The organism is Streptomyces sp. NPDC005485 (genome assembly GCF_040606085.1).
Lineage (GTDB): Bacteria > Actinomycetota > Actinomycetes > Streptomycetales > Streptomycetaceae > Streptomyces.
On record NZ_JBEXDZ010000196.1, the window covers coordinates 1 to 16,174 of the forward strand.

Annotated in this window: 15 protein-coding genes; 9 read left to right on the forward strand and 6 right to left on the reverse strand. The window is 70.0% G+C overall.

Annotation, left to right across the window (positions count from 1 at the left end):
- Positions 1-113: 113 nt before the first annotated feature.
- A complete protein-coding gene (locus ABZS97_RS38990; protein WP_356146455.1) occupies positions 114-599 on the reverse strand; it encodes an ATP-binding protein in 486 nt (161 codons plus the stop codon).
- A 356-nt stretch (positions 600-955) separates the two neighbouring features.
- Here ABZS97_RS38990 and ABZS97_RS38995 point away from each other — a divergent pair, with 356 nt between their 5' ends.
- The 4 genes from ABZS97_RS38995 (at position 956) to ABZS97_RS39010 (ending at position 4,674) form a co-directional block, all read left to right on the forward strand.
- Positions 956-1,780 (forward strand): helix-turn-helix transcriptional regulator, encoded by an 825-nt coding sequence (locus ABZS97_RS38995; protein ID WP_356146500.1) that lies wholly within the window; start codon positions 956-958, stop codon positions 1,778-1,780.
- Between the two features lie 126 nt (positions 1,781-1,906).
- Positions 1,907-3,367 (forward strand): aldehyde dehydrogenase family protein, encoded by a 1,461-nt coding sequence (locus ABZS97_RS39000; protein WP_356146458.1) that lies wholly within the window; start codon positions 1,907-1,909, stop codon positions 3,365-3,367.
- A 104-nt stretch (positions 3,368-3,471) separates the two neighbouring features.
- Complete coding sequence (locus ABZS97_RS39005) at positions 3,472-4,008, forward strand: DinB family protein (RefSeq protein WP_356146461.1); 537 nt, start codon at positions 3,472-3,474, stop codon at positions 4,006-4,008.
- Positions 4,009-4,032: 24 nt separating this feature from the next.
- Positions 4,033-4,674: a PadR family transcriptional regulator gene (locus ABZS97_RS39010; protein WP_356146464.1), complete on the forward strand. Its 642-nt coding sequence runs from the start codon at positions 4,033-4,035 to the stop codon at positions 4,672-4,674.
- A 54-nt stretch (positions 4,675-4,728) separates the two neighbouring features.
- Here ABZS97_RS39010 and ABZS97_RS39015 read toward each other — a convergent pair whose 3' ends face one another.
- From ABZS97_RS39015 to ABZS97_RS39025, 3 genes are all read right to left on the reverse strand, one after another.
- Positions 4,729-5,529, reverse strand: a complete 801-nt coding sequence (locus tag ABZS97_RS39015; protein ID WP_356146467.1) for a hypothetical protein — start codon at positions 5,527-5,529, stop codon at positions 4,729-4,731.
- A gap of 128 nt (positions 5,530-5,657) precedes the next feature.
- On the reverse strand, positions 5,658-7,064 hold the full coding sequence (locus tag ABZS97_RS39020) for a glutamate decarboxylase (RefSeq protein WP_356146470.1): 1,407 nt from the start codon (positions 7,062-7,064) through the stop codon (positions 5,658-5,660).
- 43 nt (positions 7,065-7,107) lie between these two features.
- Positions 7,108-8,388: an ion channel protein gene (locus ABZS97_RS39025; protein ID WP_356146473.1), complete on the reverse strand. Its 1,281-nt coding sequence runs from the start codon at positions 8,386-8,388 to the stop codon at positions 7,108-7,110.
- 130 nt (positions 8,389-8,518) lie between these two features.
- Between ABZS97_RS39025 and ABZS97_RS39030 the strand changes: the two genes are divergently transcribed.
- A complete protein-coding gene (locus ABZS97_RS39030; protein WP_356146476.1) occupies positions 8,519-9,280 on the forward strand; it encodes a MerR family transcriptional regulator in 762 nt (253 codons plus the stop codon).
- A 169-nt stretch (positions 9,281-9,449) separates the two neighbouring features.
- Positions 9,450-10,463, forward strand: coding sequence for a VTT domain-containing protein (locus ABZS97_RS39035; RefSeq protein WP_356146479.1), 1,014 nt, complete (start codon positions 9,450-9,452; stop codon positions 10,461-10,463).
- Between the two features lie 13 nt (positions 10,464-10,476).
- Here the strand turns inward: ABZS97_RS39035 and ABZS97_RS39040 are convergent, their stop codons facing one another.
- Positions 10,477-12,135, reverse strand: a complete 1,659-nt coding sequence (locus ABZS97_RS39040; RefSeq protein ID WP_356146482.1) for a threonine/serine exporter family protein — start codon at positions 12,133-12,135, stop codon at positions 10,477-10,479.
- 116 nt (positions 12,136-12,251) lie between these two features.
- Positions 12,252-12,743, reverse strand: a complete 492-nt coding sequence (locus ABZS97_RS39045; RefSeq protein ID WP_356146508.1) for an inorganic diphosphatase — start codon at positions 12,741-12,743, stop codon at positions 12,252-12,254.
- A gap of 79 nt (positions 12,744-12,822) precedes the next feature.
- Here ABZS97_RS39045 and dacB point away from each other — a divergent pair, with 79 nt between their 5' ends.
- The 3 genes from dacB to ABZS97_RS39060 form a co-directional block, all read left to right on the forward strand.
- Positions 12,823-14,370 carry a D-alanyl-D-alanine carboxypeptidase/D-alanyl-D-alanine-endopeptidase gene (gene dacB, locus ABZS97_RS39050; RefSeq protein ID WP_356146487.1) on the forward strand — a complete coding sequence of 516 codons (1,548 nt, stop codon included), beginning with the start codon at positions 12,823-12,825 and terminating at the stop codon, positions 14,368-14,370.
- Between the two features lie 115 nt (positions 14,371-14,485).
- Complete coding sequence (locus tag ABZS97_RS39055; RefSeq protein ID WP_356146494.1) at positions 14,486-15,607, forward strand: zinc-dependent metalloprotease; 1,122 nt, start codon at positions 14,486-14,488, stop codon at positions 15,605-15,607.
- Between the two features lie 191 nt (positions 15,608-15,798).
- On the forward strand, positions 15,799-16,174 hold a 376-nt coding region (locus ABZS97_RS39060; protein ID WP_356146497.1), incomplete at its 3' end, for an ATP-binding protein.

The window sequence follows — 16,174 nt, forward strand, 5'->3', positions numbered from 1 at the left end:
CGCCACTCCGGATGTCCTCCCCTGGGGCGCCCGGGGGGGGGCACGGTGCGCCCCCCGTCCGCGCCGGTGGTAACGGCGGTACCCCCCGCGGCGCGGAAGGCCCCCGCGGTTCTTCATTCGGCGGAGGCCGGCTGCGGCAGCCGGAAGAGCGCCCACACGACCTTGCCGCTGAGCGTCCCCGCGAGCGGGTGCCAGCCCCAGCTGTCGGCGAACGAGTCGACCAGGAAGAGGCCGCGGCCCGACTCCGCCGAGAAGTCCTCCGAGTCGCCCGCGACGGGACTGTCGTGGCTGGGGTCGCGCACCGCGCACACCAGACGCGAGGTCCACCGCATCAAGTGCAGCCGCACGGGCGGACCCTGGTCGTCCGGACGTGGTGTGTCCGAGGGCAGGGCGTGGCGCAGCGCGTTGGTGACGAGTTCGGAGACCACCAGGCAGACGTCGTCGAAGCGCTCGCCTATGTCCCACTGGTCGAGCGTTCTTCGCGTGAACTGCCGCGCGTCGCGCACCGCTTCGTAGCGGGGCGGCAGAGCGCAGGAAGCAGCGTTGGACACGGCCGCGGGGTCGAGCGGCGGAAGCCCCTGCCGTAACGGCTCGAGCATGGTCGATCCATTCGTCCCCATGCGAGGCACTCCCGGGGTTCGCGGTCGTTGCGATGCAGCGGTGGCGCGAGACCATGGTTCCGAATGCGTACAGCAGATGCAAGGGCAGATGCACGTGCACGCGCCCGAATTGGACCTTCGAGTACCGCTTCTTGGGCATTTCTTCTGCCGTCTTCTCCCCTCTTTCTTTCCTTCTCCTGATCTGTTCCTGTGCCACTCCTTCAACTACTTTCCGTTTCTGTAACCGGACGAGTACAGCTCGAAGTGTTTTAGTGGCAGACTTCGGCGTCCGAGGACGGCTGGGGAGGCTGACGAACGTGAGCGCTGGGGAATCGAGCGGCTCGGTGGTGCGACGGATGCTGCTGGGATCGCACCTCAGGCGACTGCGTGAGGCACATGGCATCACCCGCGAAGCGGCCGGCTACTCGATCCGTGCCTCCGAATCGAAGATCAGCCGCATGGAGTTGGGACGGGTGAGCTTCAAGACGCGTGACGTCGAGGACCTGTTGACGCTGTACGGCATCACGGACGAGGCGGAGCGCACCTCGCTCGTGTCCCTCGCGAAGGAAGCCAACGTCGCGGGCTGGTGGCACAGTTACTCCGACGTCCTGCCCAGCTGGTTCCCGACCTATGTCGGCCTCGAAGGCGCCGCCCACCTCATCCGCTGCTACGAAGTGCAGTTCGTGCACGGCCTGTTGCAGACCGAGGCGTACGCCCACGCGGTCGTCCGGCGCGGCATGAGGGGCGCGAGCACCGCGGACATCGAGCGCCGGGTCGCGCTGCGCCTGGAGCGCCAGAAGTACCTCGTCTCCGAGCACGCCCCCGAGTTCCACATCGTCCTCGACGAGGCCGCGCTGCGCCGCCCGTACGGCGACCGCGAGGTGATGCGCGGCCAACTCCAGCATCTGATCGAGGTGTCGGAGCGGCCGAACGTACGCCTGCAGGTCATGCCGTTCAGCTTCGGCGGGCACTCGGGCGAGAGCGGCTCCTTCACGATCCTGAGCTTCCCGGAGTCCGACCTCTCCGACGTCGTCTATCTGGAGCAGCTCAGCAGCGCGCTCTATCTGGACAAGCGCGAGGACGTCGCGCAGTACGAGTCGGCGCTCAAGCAGCTCCAGCAGGACAGCCCCGGCCCGGACGAGAGCCGCGACCTGCTCAGGGGGCTTCTCCAGCTCTCCTGAGAGTCTTCACCGGGTGTCCCGTACTGTTCCCCAACTCCCTTGAAACACAAGTACGATGACGCGTGATCAGGGTGTGATCGCGGATGTCTGCTTCGGCAGCACAGGGATTGAGGGATCGAGGAGCTCATGTCGCCCTACTTCACGGACCTGGCCCAGCAGTACATCGACGGCGAGTGGCGTCCGGGCACCGGTTCCTGGGACATCATCGACTTCAACCCGTACGACGGCGAGAAGCTCGCATCGATCACCATAGCCACGGTGGACGAGGTCGATCAGGCGTACCGCGCTGCCTCGCGTGCCCAGAAGGAATGGGCGGCGACCAACGCGTACGCGCGCAGGGCGGTCTTCGAGAAGGCCCTGCGGATCATCGAGGACCGCGAGCAGGAGATCGCCGAGGCCATCATCGCCGAGCTCGGCGGCACGCACCTCAAGGCCGGCTTCGAACTGCACCTCGCCAAGGAGTTCCTGCGCGAGTCGATCAACCTGGTGCTGCGCCCCGAGGGAAGAATCATTCCCTCGCCGGTCGAAGGCAAGGAGAACCGCCTCTACCGCGTCCCGGTCGGCGTCGTCGGCGTGATCAGCCCCTTCAACTTCCCCTTCCTGCTCTCCATGAAGTCCGTCGCCCCGGCGCTGGCGCTGGGCAACGGCGTGGTCCTCAAGCCGCACCAGAACACGCCGATCGTCGGCGGCTCCCTGGTCGCGAAGATCTTCGAGGAGGCGGGTCTGCCGGGCGGCCTGCTGAACGTCGTGATCACCGACATCGCGGAGATCGGCGACGCCTTCCTGGAGCACCCGCTCGCGAAGGTCATCTCCTTCACCGGCTCCGACAAGGTCGGCCGGCACGTGGGCACCGTCTGCGCCTCGCACTTCAAGCGCTCCGTCCTCGAACTCGGCGGCAACAGCGCGCTCGTGGTGCTCGACGACGCGGACATCGACTACGCCGTGGACGCGGCCGTCTTCAGCCGGTTCGTCCACCAGGGCCAGGTCTGCATGGCCGCGAACCGCGTCCTGGTCGACCGCAGCATCGCCGAGGAGTTCACCCGGAAGTTCGTCGCCAAGGTCGGTTCGCTCAAGACGGGCGACCCCAACGACCCCGAGACGGTCATCGGCCCGGTCATCAACTCCTCCCAGGCGGACGCGATCACCAGCGCCGTCGACCAGGCGATCGCCGAGGGCGCCACCGCGCTCGTGCACGGCACCACGAGGGACACGCTGGTCGAGCCGAGCGTCCTGACGGACCTGCCCGCCGACGCCGCCATCCTCCGCCAGGAGGTCTTCGGCCCCGTCGCCCTGCTCGTCCCCTTCGACGGCGAGGAGGAGGCCGTCCGCATCGTCAACGACACCCCGTACGGCCTCAGCGGCGCCGTCCACACGGCGGACGTCGAGCGCGGCGTGAACTTCGCCAAGCAGATCGACACCGGCATGTTCCACGTCAACGACGGCACCGTCCACGACGAGCCGCAGGTCGCCTTCGGCGGCGAGAAGGCCTCCGGGGTCGGCCGCCTCAACGGCGACGCGACGGTGGAGTCGTTCACCACCCAGAAGTGGATCTCGGTCCAGCACGGGCGCAGCCGTTTCCCGTTCTGAGCCATTCCTGACGCGCCGGGCCCTTGAGGACAGAACCTGACCTAAAGGGCCCGTAGCCTCATCGGTGTCAGGCAAGAAGGCGACACGATGGAAGGCGGCCGGTCATGGTCACTCACGTTCCCGCAGAGGCGCACGGAGACGAGCGCGGCGCACTGCTGGCCTTTGTCGAGGCCCAGCGCGGCGGGCTGCGGCGCGCGGTGCTCGGCCTGAGCGACGAGCAGGCGACACGGACGCCGAGCGCCAGCGAGCTGTCCCTGTTCGGGCTCGTCAAGCACGTCGCCGAGTGCGAGCTCAACTGGCTGCGGCTGGCCCAGCAGAAGCCCAACGAGCGGGCGCGCACCCAGGAGACCTGGGGAGACGGCTTCCAGGTGGAGGGCGACGAGACCCTGGCCGGGGTCCTCGCGTTCTGGGACGGCGTGACGAGTGAGACCGAGGAGTTCATCCGGTCCGTGGACTCGATGGACGACACCTTCCCGCTGCCCGAGGCGCCCTGGTTCCCCAAGGGGGATGTGTCGATGCGCTGGCTGATGCTGCACCTCGTCGAGGAGATCGCCCGGCACGCCGGTCACGCCGACATCATCCGGGAGTCCCTGGACGGCGCGACCGCCTTCGAGCTGGTGGCCCGCGCACAGAAGGGTTGACGCCGGGGGCCTAATGTGGCCCGCATGTCAGCGATCCGTCTCCTCGTGCTCGGTGCCGTCCGCCAGCACGGGCGGGCCCACGGCTACCAGGTGCGGGGCGATCTGGAGTACTGGGGTGCGCACGAGTGGTCCAACGCCAAGCCCGGCTCGATCTACCACGCGCTCAAGCAGATGGCCAAGCAGGGTCTGCTGCACGCCCACGAGATCGCGCCGTCCACGGCGGGCGGGCCACCGCGCACCGAGTACGAGATCACGGACGCCGGCAACGAGGAGTACTTCGCTCTGCTGCGCGAGGCGTTGACCTCCTACGACCAGAAGATGGACGTGAAGACGGCGGCCATCGGGGCCGTCGTCGACCTGCCGCGCGAGGAGGCCCTGGCGCTCCTGAAGGAGCGGATCCGGCGGATCGAGCAGTGGCGGACCTCCGTCACCGAGCACTACATCCCCGAGGAAGGCCCCGAACAGCTCGGCCACATCGGCGAGATCATGAACCTCTGGCTGCACACGGCCGATGCGGACGCCGAGTGGACCCAGGGCCTCATCCAGCGCATCGAGGCCGGCGCCTACACCTTCGCCGGTGAGGGCGAGCCGTTCGTGGGCGTCCTCGCGGAGGGCGAGAAGAACCCGTACGCGACGGGGACGCCGCATCCGGGGGACCGCGACTGACCTCGACGGCGGAAGCCCCCGCTTCCCTGGGCCCGGGAAGCGGGTTCCGGGTCCCTACTGGACGTTGACGAAGTCGCCGGCCGATGTCGCGGCGTCGGTGGCCGTGGTGCCTGCGTACGAGAAGCGGTAGTACCCGTCGCTCGTCGCGGTGGTGGTGGCCGTCACCGCTCCGCCGGAGCCGCTGGTGACGGTCTTGAGGGTGGTGTACGTGCTGCTGTCCACCTTGCGGAACTGGAGCTTCACCGACACGTTGCTCCGGCCCGCGTATGTGCCGCTCTCCCAGTCGGCGCGGGTGAGCGTGCCCTTGACCGTGACGGTCCGGCCGTGGGTCACCGGCTCGGGCGAGGCGTTCGCGGTCAGCGTGGTGTTGCGCTTGATCCGCACGCTGCCGGCGTATCCGTCGTTGGTGGAACCGCTCGGGCGGCCGTACGCGATGGCGTACGCGTGCCAGGTGCCCGCATAGGCGTTCTTGGTCAGGTCGGTCTTCGGGTCCACGGTGAAGTGGACCGTGCACGTCGAGGTCTGGGGGGTGTCTGCCACGCAGGAGCCCGTTCCCTCCTCCGCGGGCGTCAGCACGGCGTCCCTTCCCTGATCGTCGAAGGAGGTGCCGTGCCACAGGGCGACCCAGCCGGCGGTGACGCCGTCCGGATCGGCCGCGGTCACCGTGGCGGTGAACGACTTCTTGGCGGTGGTGCCGAGGACGAGGTCCTTGCCGCCGTTGACGACGACCTTCGTGATCGTCGTGTCGTCACTGGTCATCGGCCCCGCGTGCGCCTGCGCGGCGGCGGGAGACACCAGAGCCGAAGAGAGAACCAGGGCGCCGGACAGAGCGGCGACCGAAGCGCGTATGCGCATATGCATCCCCACGGTGAGAAGAAGGGCCCTCGCGGGACATCTCCCGACAAGGGCCCAAGGGCGCAGGCATCGTACAGACGCTTTCGAGCCACGAGAAGACACGGGGACCCCTCGTGAGAAGCCCGCCCTCAGTGATGGAACCCGGTCGCCGCACCCTTGTCGTGCGTGAACGGATGCGGCTGCCGGCGCAGTTCGGGCAGCAGGCGGCCGAGATCCTCCATGAACAGCTCGGCGAGGTCGGAGGAGAACCCGTTGCGGCACACCACCCGCAGCACCGACAGGTCCTGGCGGTTCTCCGGGAAGGTGTACGCGGGCACCAGCCAGCCGCGTTCGCGCAGCCGCCGGGACACGTCGAAGACGTCGTACGCGGTGACGTCGGGCGCGGTCGTGAAGGCGAACACCGGCAACTCGTCGCCGCGCGTGAGGAGTCGGAAGTCACCGAGCGCCTCGACCCGGTCGGCGAGCCCCCGCGCCACGTCCCGGGTTGTTTGCTGCACCGCCCGGTAGCCCTCGCGGCCCAGCCGCAGGAACGTGTAGTACTGGGCGACGACCTGGGCGCCGGGCCGGGAGAAGTTGAGCGCGAAGGTCGGCATGTCGCCGCCCAGGTAGTTGACGCGGAACACGAGTTCCTCGGGAAGCGACTCCTTGTCGCGCCACAGCGCCCAGCCGACCCCCGGGTACACCAGCCCGTACTTGTGCCCCGAGGTGTTGATCGACGCCACCCGCGGCAGCCGGAAGTCCCAGACCAGGTCCTCGTCGAGGAAGGGCGCGACCATCGCCCCGGACGCGCCGTCCACGTGCACCGGGACGTCGAGCCCGGTCCGCTCCTGGAGCGCGTCGAGTGCCGCGCACAGCTCGGCGATCGGCTCGTAGGACCCGTCGAAGGTGGACCCGAGGATGCCCACGACCCCGATGGTGTTCTCGTCGCACAGCTCGGCGGCGGCCTGCGGGTCGAGGTGGAACCGGTCGCCCTCCATGGGCACTTGGCGTGCCTCGACCTCCCAGAAGTTGCAGAACTTCTCCCAGCACACCTGGACGTTGACGCCCATCACGAGGTTGGGCCGCGCGCCGGGGTACCGGTCCGCGTTGCGCTGCGCCCAGCGCCGCTTGAGCGCCATCCCCGCGAGCATGCACGCCTCGCTCGACCCGGTGGTCGAACAGCCCACGGCCGCCGAGGGATCGGGCGCGTTCCACAGGTCGGCGAGCATCGCCACGCACCGCTTCTCCAGCTCGGCGGTGCGCGGGTACTCGTCCTTGTCGATCATGTTCTTGTCCCGGCACTCCGCCATCAGCTGCGCGGCCTGCGGCTCCATCCAGGTCGTGACGAACGTGGCCAGGTTCAGCCGGGAGTTGCCGTCCAGCATCAGCTCGTCGTGGACCAGTTGGTACGCCGTCGCGGGCGGCAGCGGGTCCTTCGGGAGCCGGTGCTTGGCCGGGGCCTCGGTCATCTCGCCGACCGGATTCGCCTCCCCGAAGAAGGGGTTGACGGACAGCGGGCGCTCGTCGGGCTTCTCGGGTCCTTTGTGGAGCGGCACGGGCGGTTCTCCTCAAGGCGGTCGTGGGCGGTCACGGAGAGGTTCAGCGGATCGGGGTTCCGTCCTCGCGCAGTTGCATCTGCGGTCGGCCGGTCACCAGCAGCCAGGCCGGCAGCGAGGCGATGCAGAGCAGGGCGAGGATCGCGGGCGAGGCCACCAGCACGGCGGCCGTGAACAGGCTCACCCAGCCCTGCCGGGTGATGGCCAGGAGCATGCCCAGGACACCCGAGGCGACACCGACCGCGGGCTGCACGCCCGACACGAGCGCGTGCGCGCACAGCCCGAGAGCCGCCCCGATGAAGACCCCGGGGAAGATCCGCCCACCGCGGAACCCGCACGACGCGGCCACGAGCAGCGCGGCCAGCTTCACCACCGTCATCGTGGCGAACTCCCCGGCCGACCAGCCCTCCGGATCGTGCGCCAGCTCCGCGACCTCGTCCAGGCCCTTGAAGAGCGTCAGATGGCCGCCCAGGGCCCCCAGAAGGCCCAGTACGAGTCCGCCGAGCGGAAGCGCCACCATGGGGTGGCGCAGGCGCGAGAAGCCGGCGTGGACGTAGGGGAAGGCGTACACGGCGACCATGCCGAGCACGGCCGCGACCGACGCGACCACCGGCGCCGCCAGCAGATCGGCCCAGCCGGGGTGCCCGATGGGCGGCAGATCGAGGTCGAAGGTGGGATGGGCCACCAGGGTGGTGGTCACGGCCCCGGCCGCGGCGGCGCCGAGCGGCGCGAAGACGTGGTCCCACAGCAGCCCCTGGACCTTCCGCCCGGCGAGCGCCTCGGAGATGATCAGGGCCGCCGCCACCGGCGTACCGAAGAGGGCACCGATCGTCGCGGCCTCGGCCAGCATCACCCACAGCCCGCCCGGCAACCGTGGCAGCAGCCTGCGGCCCAGCCAGAACGTCAGCCCGATGTTGACCGCGATGATCGGGTTCTCCGGGCCGAGGCTCGGCCCGCCCGCCAGCATCAGCGCGGTCGCGAGGACCAGCCCCGGCAGGGTCCCGAGCGGTAGTGCGGGAGCCTCAAGACCGGTGGTCGCCGGGTCGGGCCCCGCGTGTCCCGGCACCTTCCACACCACGAGTCCGACCAGTACGCCGGTCGAGGTGAGCATGACGAGCATCCAGAACACCGAGTAGCGGCCGATCCCCAGCGCGTCGGGCAGGTTCTGCCACAGCACGTCCTGGAGCTGCTCCGCGAGTCCGCTCACGGCCAGGAAGAGGAGACTCGCGCCCACGCCGACGACGAGTGCCGGGAGGATCAGCGGCAGCAGGGCGCGCGCGGGGGCGGTCGGGGTCGATGCCTGCTGCGTCGTCTCCTGGGCCACGGGCTCACCATAAGCGGGCAAAACGGACACGACATCCCGGAGACGCCGCCCGGCCGGGAAAGGGACTTGCACCTCACGCGACGTGAGGACCCAGTCTGAAGCGCGTACCGAGAAGCGGGAAGGAACGGAAGTGAGCTACTCAGTCGGCCAGGTCGCCGGTTTCGCCGGAATCACGGTGCGCACGCTGCACCACTACGACGAGATCGGCCTGCTCGCCCCGGGCGGGCGCAGCCACGCGGGCCATCGGCGCTACGACGACGCCGACCTCGACCGGCTGCAGCAGATCCTGTTCTACCGGGAGCTCGGCTTCCCGCTCGACGAGGTCGCCGCCCTGCTGGACGATCCGGCCGCGGACCCGCGCGCACACCTGCGCCGGCAGCACGAACTGCTGACCGCCCGGATCGAGAGACTGCAGAAGATGGCCGCGGCCGTGGAGAACGCCATGGAGGCACGCAGAATGGGCATCAACCTCACGCCCGAGGAGAAGTTCGAGGTCTTCGGGGACAAGGATCCGGAGCAGTACGCCGACGAGGCGGAACAGCGCTGGGGCGGTACCGAGGCGTACGCCGAGTCGCAGCGCCGCGCGGCCGCCTACACCAAGGACGACTGGAAGCGGATGCAGGCCGAGGTGGCCTCCTGGGGCGAGCGCTACGACGCGCTCATGGCCGCGGGCGAGCCGCCGACCGGCGAAGCGGCCATGGACATGGCCGAGGAGCACCGACTGCACATCACCACCTGGTTCTACGAGTGCCCCTACGACGTCCACCAGGGCCTCGGCGGGATGTACGTGTCCGACGAGCGGTTCAAGGAGTTCTACGACTCCATGCGCCCGGGCCTCGCCGAGCACCTGAGGGACGCGATCGAGGCGAACGCCGCACGCCACGGCGCGTAGGCCCCGAGCCGGGCCGGGCGGTGGCCGGAGGGCTCACAGCTTTGTCCCAGTGATTACACAGGGCATCCTGGAGGCATCGGTGGAACCTGGTGCGGACCCACAGCGTTGATAGCTTTGGGCGGCCGTACCAGGACCCCGTCCTTCCTCCACCCCTCAGGAGCCCCCAACCGTGACGACGCTTGCCCTTGGTCCAAGCTGGCTGGATCCGAACACGCTCCTGGACAACTTCGGCATCTGGGGCCTGCTGCTCATCGTCTTCGCCGAGTCCGGCCTGCTCATCGGCTTCTTCCTGCCGGGCGACTCGCTGCTGTTCACCTGCGGTCTGCTGATCACGTCGCACAAGCTGGACTTCCCGCTCTGGGCGGCCATCGCGCTGATCTGCCTCGCCGCGATCCTCGGTGACCAGGCGGGTTACATGTTCGGCAAGAAGGTCGGCCCCTCGCTCTTCACCCGCCCGAACTCCCGCCTCTTCAAGCAGGAGAACGTGGTCAAGGCCCACGAGTTTTTCGAGAAGTACGGGCCCAAGTCCCTGGTCCTGGCTCGTTTCGTGCCCATCGTGCGCACGTTCACGCCGATCATCGCGGGCGTCAGCGGCATGAAGTACCGCTCGTTCCTCACCTTCAACGTCATCGGTGGCGTCCTGTGGGGCGCGGGCGTCACCCTGCTCGGCTCCTGGCTCGGCAACATCGACTTCGTGCACAAGAACATCGAGGCGATCCTCATCCTGATCGTCCTCGTCTCGGTGGTGCCGATCGCCATCGAGTTCCTGCGGGCGCGCTCCAAGTCCAAGAAGAACCCGCAGCAGCCCGCGGCGCCGCAGCAGTCCTCGGCCCCGCAGCAGCAGTACCAGCAGCCGCCGGTCATGGACGACGCCACGACCCAGCTGCGCGCCGTACCGCCGACCCAGCACAACCACCACCAGCAGCAGCAGCAGCAACAGCAGCAACAGCAGCCGTACGGCGACCAGAACTACACGCAGAACCCGCAGCAGCCGTACGACCCGCAGCAGGGCCACCAGCAGCCTTACGGCTCCGACCAGGGCTACGACCAGTACTACGCCGAGCCGCAGCCCCAGCAGCCGTACGCGCCGCAGCAGCCCTACGCGCAGCAGTATCCGCAGCAGCCGTACGACCCGCAGTACCCGTACGACCAGGGCCAGGGGCAGGGCTACCGCGCCCCCTGAGGGGCGGGGCGGCTCAGAACCCCCGGGTCCGTTTGGCGGCCCGGCGTGCCCCGGCGGAGCCGCCCGGCACCCGCAGGAACAGACGGGAGATCTCCGACCCCAGGTTCACGCCGATCGCGATGGCCATGGCGAGGGCGGCGGCCTTGGTGAGGGACACCAGTCCCGCGTCGACCTCGTTCTTGGCGATGGACAGCAGCCCGAAGTACGTCGAGGAGCCGGGCAGCAGGGGCCCGATCGCGGCGGTCGTGTACGGCAGCGCGGACGCGAACCGGTAGCGGGACAGCAACTGCCCGAACAGCCCGACCAGCCCCGCCGCCACCGCCGTGGAGGCGACCGGTGAGATCTCGCCGGCGTAGTGCATCGCGCCGTACACGCTCCAGGCGACGCCCCCGTTGAGCGTCACCGCCAGCACGGTGGACCGTTCCTGCTGGAGCAGCACCGCGAAGGTGAGCGACAGCAGCATGGACGCGGCGATCTGCAGCAGCGGCCGCTCGGAGATGCCGAGCGTTGCGTCGGGGTTGAGCTCGGCGCCCAGTTTCACGCCGAAGTAGAGCACCAGCAGCACGCCCACCACGATGCCCACGAAGAAGTACATGACCTCCAGCAGGCGGGCGGAGGCGGTGATGTAGAAGCCGGTGAGACCGTCCTGCACGCCCGCGACGAGCGCCCGCCCCGGCAGCAGCGCGAACAGTCCACCGGTGATCACCGCGGACGCCTTCACATCGACGTCCGCCAGTGTGAGCGCGACCCCGATCGCGGCGGGCGGCATGGCGGCAGCGGTGAACTGGTAGAACTCCGGCAGCCCGCGCCCCGCGCACAGCCATGCGAGCCGGTCGCCGAGCATCGCGCCGAGCGCGGCGGCGACGAAGACGACCGCGTCACCGCCGACCAGGATCGAGGCCGCACCCGCGAGCAGCCCGCTGGAGGCGGTCAGCACCCAGCCGGGGTACGGGTGCCGGTTGCGGCGCATCTCCGCGAGGCGCCGGTAGGCCTCCTCCAGGGAGATCGCCGTGTCCGGGTCGCTCAGATCGTCCACGAGCCGGAACACGGCCGCGAGCCGCGTGTAGTCGGTGACCCGCCGCCGTACCGTCCGCGACGCCGTCACCGGATCCTCGACCAGCGACGGCTGGTGCGAGATCGACAGCAGGGTGAAGGTGACGTTCGGCTCGCAGCGGTCGAGGCCGTAGGAGCGGCACACGGCGAACATCGCCGCCTCCACGTCCTCGGCGCCCTCACCGCCCGCGAGCAGCAGCTCGCCGATACGCAGCGTCAGGTCCAGCACGCGCGGGACGGCAGGCCCCGCCTCGTCCTCCTTGTGCATCGCCTCCGGCGCGGGCCGCTCGGCCACCGGCATGCGCAGCATCGTGCGCATCCGGTCCTGCCAGGGCGCGTCCTTGGTCAGGCTGACCACGGGGATGCCGGCGGCCGGCGTGAAGGCGGGCGGCGCATGCTTGGCGCTGTAGGTGCGCGGGGTGCTGAAGGCCGAGCCCTCGGAGTCGGCGGCGGGCGGCTGGGGAACGTCCAGCCCCTTCGGCAGCGCGAACTCGGACGTCGTCGACGACTCGTTGTCTACGACAGCGGCAACCGGCGGCACCACCCCCGCCGGCTGGCTGAACGCACTCCTCGCCTCGTCCGACTGCGGCTTACGGTCTTCCGCGTCCGGCTCTGTCACCCCACCGCTCCCGACTCGCACCTCCAGTACGCCCAGTATGCGCACGTATACGCGAACGGGCCGCGCGGCCCCCCGGGGGAGGACCGCACGGCCCGCTGCTCACTGGGTCACGGGGTTCAGTGGCCGCCGGACTCCTTGAAACGCTTGTAGGACCGCTCGATCTCGATCTCGGCGTCCGTACGGCCCACCCAGTTGGCGCCCTCGACGGACTTGCCGGGCTCCAGGTCCTTGTAGACCTCGAAGAAGTGCTGGATCTCCAGACGGTCGAACTCCGACACGTGGTGGATGTCGCGCAGGTGCTCCACGCGCGGGTCGTGCGCCGGGACGCACAGCAGCTTGTCGTCGCCGCCGGCCTCGTCCGTCATGCGGAACATGCCGATCGTGCGGCACTGGATGAGGCAGCCCGGGAAGGTCGGCTCGTCCAGGATGACCAGCGCGTCCAGCGGGTCGCCGTCCTCGCCGAGGGTGTTCTCGACGAAGCCGTAGTCGGCCGGGTAGCTGGTCGAGGTGAAGAGTCGACGGTCCAAACGGATCCGACCGGTCTCGTGGTCCACCTCGTACTTGTTCCGCGAACCCTTCGGAATCTCGATCGTGACGTCGAACTCCACCGGTGGCTCCTCCATGATCAGCACATAGTTCTGGTGGTTAAGTGTCCCTCACGCAGGTGTGTGATCGCGAAAGGGGCTGGTGGTCGTGCCAGAGCTGAAGGCCTGGCGGGCCGCGAGACCGCATGTGGTGCGGGTCGCGCGGACCGTGAAACCACAGGTGGTACGGGTCGCCCGCGCCGTCCGGCCGCGTCCCGTGAGGTTCACGACTCCCCAGCTCACAGCCGTTGCCGCCACCGTGGGCCTGGCACTCGCGGCCGGGGCGGTGGCCGCGGCCGGTCCCTGGGACTCCTCCGGTCAGCGTACGGCCGAGCGCGACTGGGCCGCATCGCAGGGCCCCGAGGGTGGCACAGATCACGGCCGTACGTCCGATACGTCCGCCAGGGCTCCGCGGCCCGCGCCCAGCGCCGCAACCGTGCTCACCGGCCTCGGCGGCGCCGCGAACTCCGTCCCGGCGCCGGCCGGCCGGGCCCTCGCCGACGTCCTCGACCCACTCCTCGCCGACCCCTCGCTGGGCAGGCAGCGGGCGGCCGTCGTCGTCGACGTGGCAACGGGCAAGCGGCTGTACGACAAGGGGGCGGGCCAGTCGCTGACCCCGGCCTCCACCACGAAGATCGCCACCGCCGCCGCCGCGCTCTCCGCGGCCGGCGCCGACCACCGCATCAGGACCCGCACCGTCCTGGAGCCCGGCACCAAGGAGGTCGTGCTCGTCGGCGGCGGCGACCCCACCCTGACCGCGCGCAGGGACGCGGAAGGCTGGGCGAGCCTGCGCACCCTCGCGGACAGGACGGCCGCGGCCCTGAAGAAGCGCCACCTGGACGAGGTGACGCTCTCCTACGACACCTCGCTGTACGACGGCTCCGAGCTCCACCCCATCGGCAGGGACGCCAACCTCGCGCCGGTCGTCGCCCTGATGACCGACGAGGCCCGCACCGACGACTCCACCAGCGGCACGGCGATCCGCAGCCTCGACCCCGCCGCGGACGCCGCCGCGAAGTTCGCGGACCTCCTCAAGGACCACGGCATCAAGACGACCTCGCCCGGCCTCTCCAAGGCCGGCGATCACGCGGAGGCGCTCGCCTCGGTCTCCTCCCCGCCGCTGTCCGCCCTGGTCGAGCGCATGCTGACGAACAGTGACAACGACATCGCGGAGGCACTGGCCCGCCAGACGGCCCTCGCCTCGGGCGGCAGGGCCGACTTCCAGGGCGGCGCCGCGGCCATCCACGCCCAGCTGAAGAAGCTCGAAGTCCCCTTGAAGGGCGCCGATTTCCACGACGGCAGCGGCCTCGACCGCGCCGACAAGCTGACCGCGGGACTGCTCACCGCGCTGCTCGCCGAGGCCGGCGACCCGGCCCACCCCGAACTCCGCCCGATCCTGACCGGCCTCCCGGTCGCCGGCTTCACCGGCACCCTGCGCGACCGCTACGGCAACGACATCTCCGGCACCGGTGTCGTCCGCGCCAAGACCGGCACCCTCACCGGCGTCAACACCCTCGCCGGAACCGTCGTCGACACCGACGGCCGCCTCCTGGCCTTCGCCTTCCTGGCGTCCGACACCACCAACCGGCTCACGGCCCAATCGGCCCTGGACCACACGGCTTCGGCCCTGGCGGCCTGCGGCTGCAGGTGACCGCCGCGACCGGGCCGGCCCCGCGGGCACCAGCGGCACCGCCCGCCCCAGGTCGAGGGGGCGAGCCGAGCCGCACCCCTAACCGCAGCCGGACGCGCTCACGTACGGTTGACGCATGACGAGCATCGGTGGTGCCGAGATGGTCGACTGGAATCTCGCGGTGGCGACCGCGACCCGGCTCGTGAGGCCGGGCCCTGAGGTGAGTCGTGACGAGGCCAGGACCATCGTCGCGGAACTGCGCCGGCATGCGAAGGCCTCGGAGGAGCACGTCCGGGGCTTCACCCGGCTGGGCACGGAGGGTGTTCACGACACCCCGGTCCTCGTGGTCGACCGCCCCGGCTGGGTGCGGGCGAACGTCGCCGGGTTCCGGGAGATCCTCAAGCCCCTCCTGGACAAGATGCAGGAACGTCGCGGCAGCACCCCCGGCGGAGCCGTCCTCGGCGCCGTCGGCGGCAAGGTGACCGGCGTCGAACTGGGCATGCTGCTGTCGTTCCTGTCCTCCAGGGTCCTCGGGCAGTACGAGACGTTCGCCCCGGCGACCCGCGAACTCCCCGCGGGGGAGAACGGCGGTGGCCGACTCCTGCTGGTCGCGCCGAACATCGTCCACGTGGAGCGCGAACTCGACGTACAGCCCCACGACTTCCGCCTCTGGGTCTGCCTGCACGAGGAGACGCACCGGACACAGTTCACGGCCGTGCCCTGGCTGCGCGACCACCTGGAGGGCGAAATCCAGTCTTTCTTGGGGGAGACCGAAGTCGACCCCATGACCGTCCTGGAGCGCATCAGGGAGGCCGCTCAGTCACTCGCGGGCGGGCGCCCCGAGGGCGAGGAGGACGAGGGCCGCTCCCTCGTGGAGATCGTGCAGACCCCCGCCCAGCGGGAGATCCTCGGCCGCCTCACCGCCGTGATGTCGCTGCTCGAAGGGCATGCGGACTTCGTCATGGACGGCGTCGGCCCGGCCGTCGTCCCCTCCGTGGCGGAGATCCGCGAGAAGTTCCAGCAGCGCCGCGCCAAGGGGGCCTCCCGCCTGGACATGGCCCTGCGCAAGCTGCTCGGTCTGGACGCCAAGCTCCGGCAGTACCGCGACGGCGAGCGGTTCGTGCGCGCGGTCGTCGATCAGGTCGGCATGGACGGGTTCAACCGCGTATGGACTTCGCCGAACACACTCCCGACCAAGACGGAGATCGCCAAACCGGCGGACTGGGTCGCGCGGGTGCACCGCAAGGCCGAGTCGTGAACCCTACGGGAAGGTCGTGAAACGAATCCGGCCGACGGCAGGTGAACGCCCCTCCAATCACCCGTCCGAGGGACCGTGAGGCCTGGGTAGGCGTGCAATGCTCGGGGAACGGCCCGGTTCTGTCACCATCTACACACTCTGAGTGACCGACACCGGGTTCACCCCCGAAAACTTCATGAAGGGAACCGGACATGGGTCCCCATCCTGCGGTCGCGGCGATACGCCTGGCGGTTCGCCGCGTACTCCACGACGTCCTGACCGAACTCACCCCCGTACCCGCCCTCGACAGCGGGCGCGTACCCGCGCCCACCCCCCACGAGCCGCCCGCTCCGCCGCTCGTGCTCGTCGCATGCTCCGGAGGCGCCGACTCCATGGCGCTCGCCTCCGCCCTCGCCTTCGAAGCCCCCAAACTCGGCATCCGTGCCGGCGGCATCACCGTCGACCACGGTCTGCAGTCCGGCTCCGACCAGCGCGCCGACGACGTCGTCGGCCGCCGCGTAGAGCTGGGCCTCACCCCCGGCCAGTCCCACGCCGGCACCGCCGGCCGCGCCCGCCGGCCCGCACAGA

Coding starts and splice junctions, on each gene's coding strand:
- ABZS97_RS38990 (WP_356146455.1), bottom strand. CDS start 599: ATGCTCGAGCCGTTACGGCAGGGGCTTCCGCCGCTCGACCCCGCGGCC.
- ABZS97_RS38995 (WP_356146500.1), top strand. CDS start 956: ATGCTGCTGGGATCGCACCTCAGGCGACTGCGTGAGGCACATGGCATC.
- ABZS97_RS39000 (WP_356146458.1), top strand. CDS start 1,907: ATGTCGCCCTACTTCACGGACCTGGCCCAGCAGTACATCGACGGCGAG.
- ABZS97_RS39005 (WP_356146461.1), top strand. CDS start 3,472: ATGGTCACTCACGTTCCCGCAGAGGCGCACGGAGACGAGCGCGGCGCA.
- ABZS97_RS39010 (WP_356146464.1), top strand. CDS start 4,033: ATGTCAGCGATCCGTCTCCTCGTGCTCGGTGCCGTCCGCCAGCACGGG.
- ABZS97_RS39015 (WP_356146467.1), bottom strand. CDS start 5,529: ATGCGCATACGCGCTTCGGTCGCCGCTCTGTCCGGCGCCCTGGTTCTC.
- ABZS97_RS39055 (WP_356146494.1), top strand. CDS start 14,486: ATGACGAGCATCGGTGGTGCCGAGATGGTCGACTGGAATCTCGCGGTG.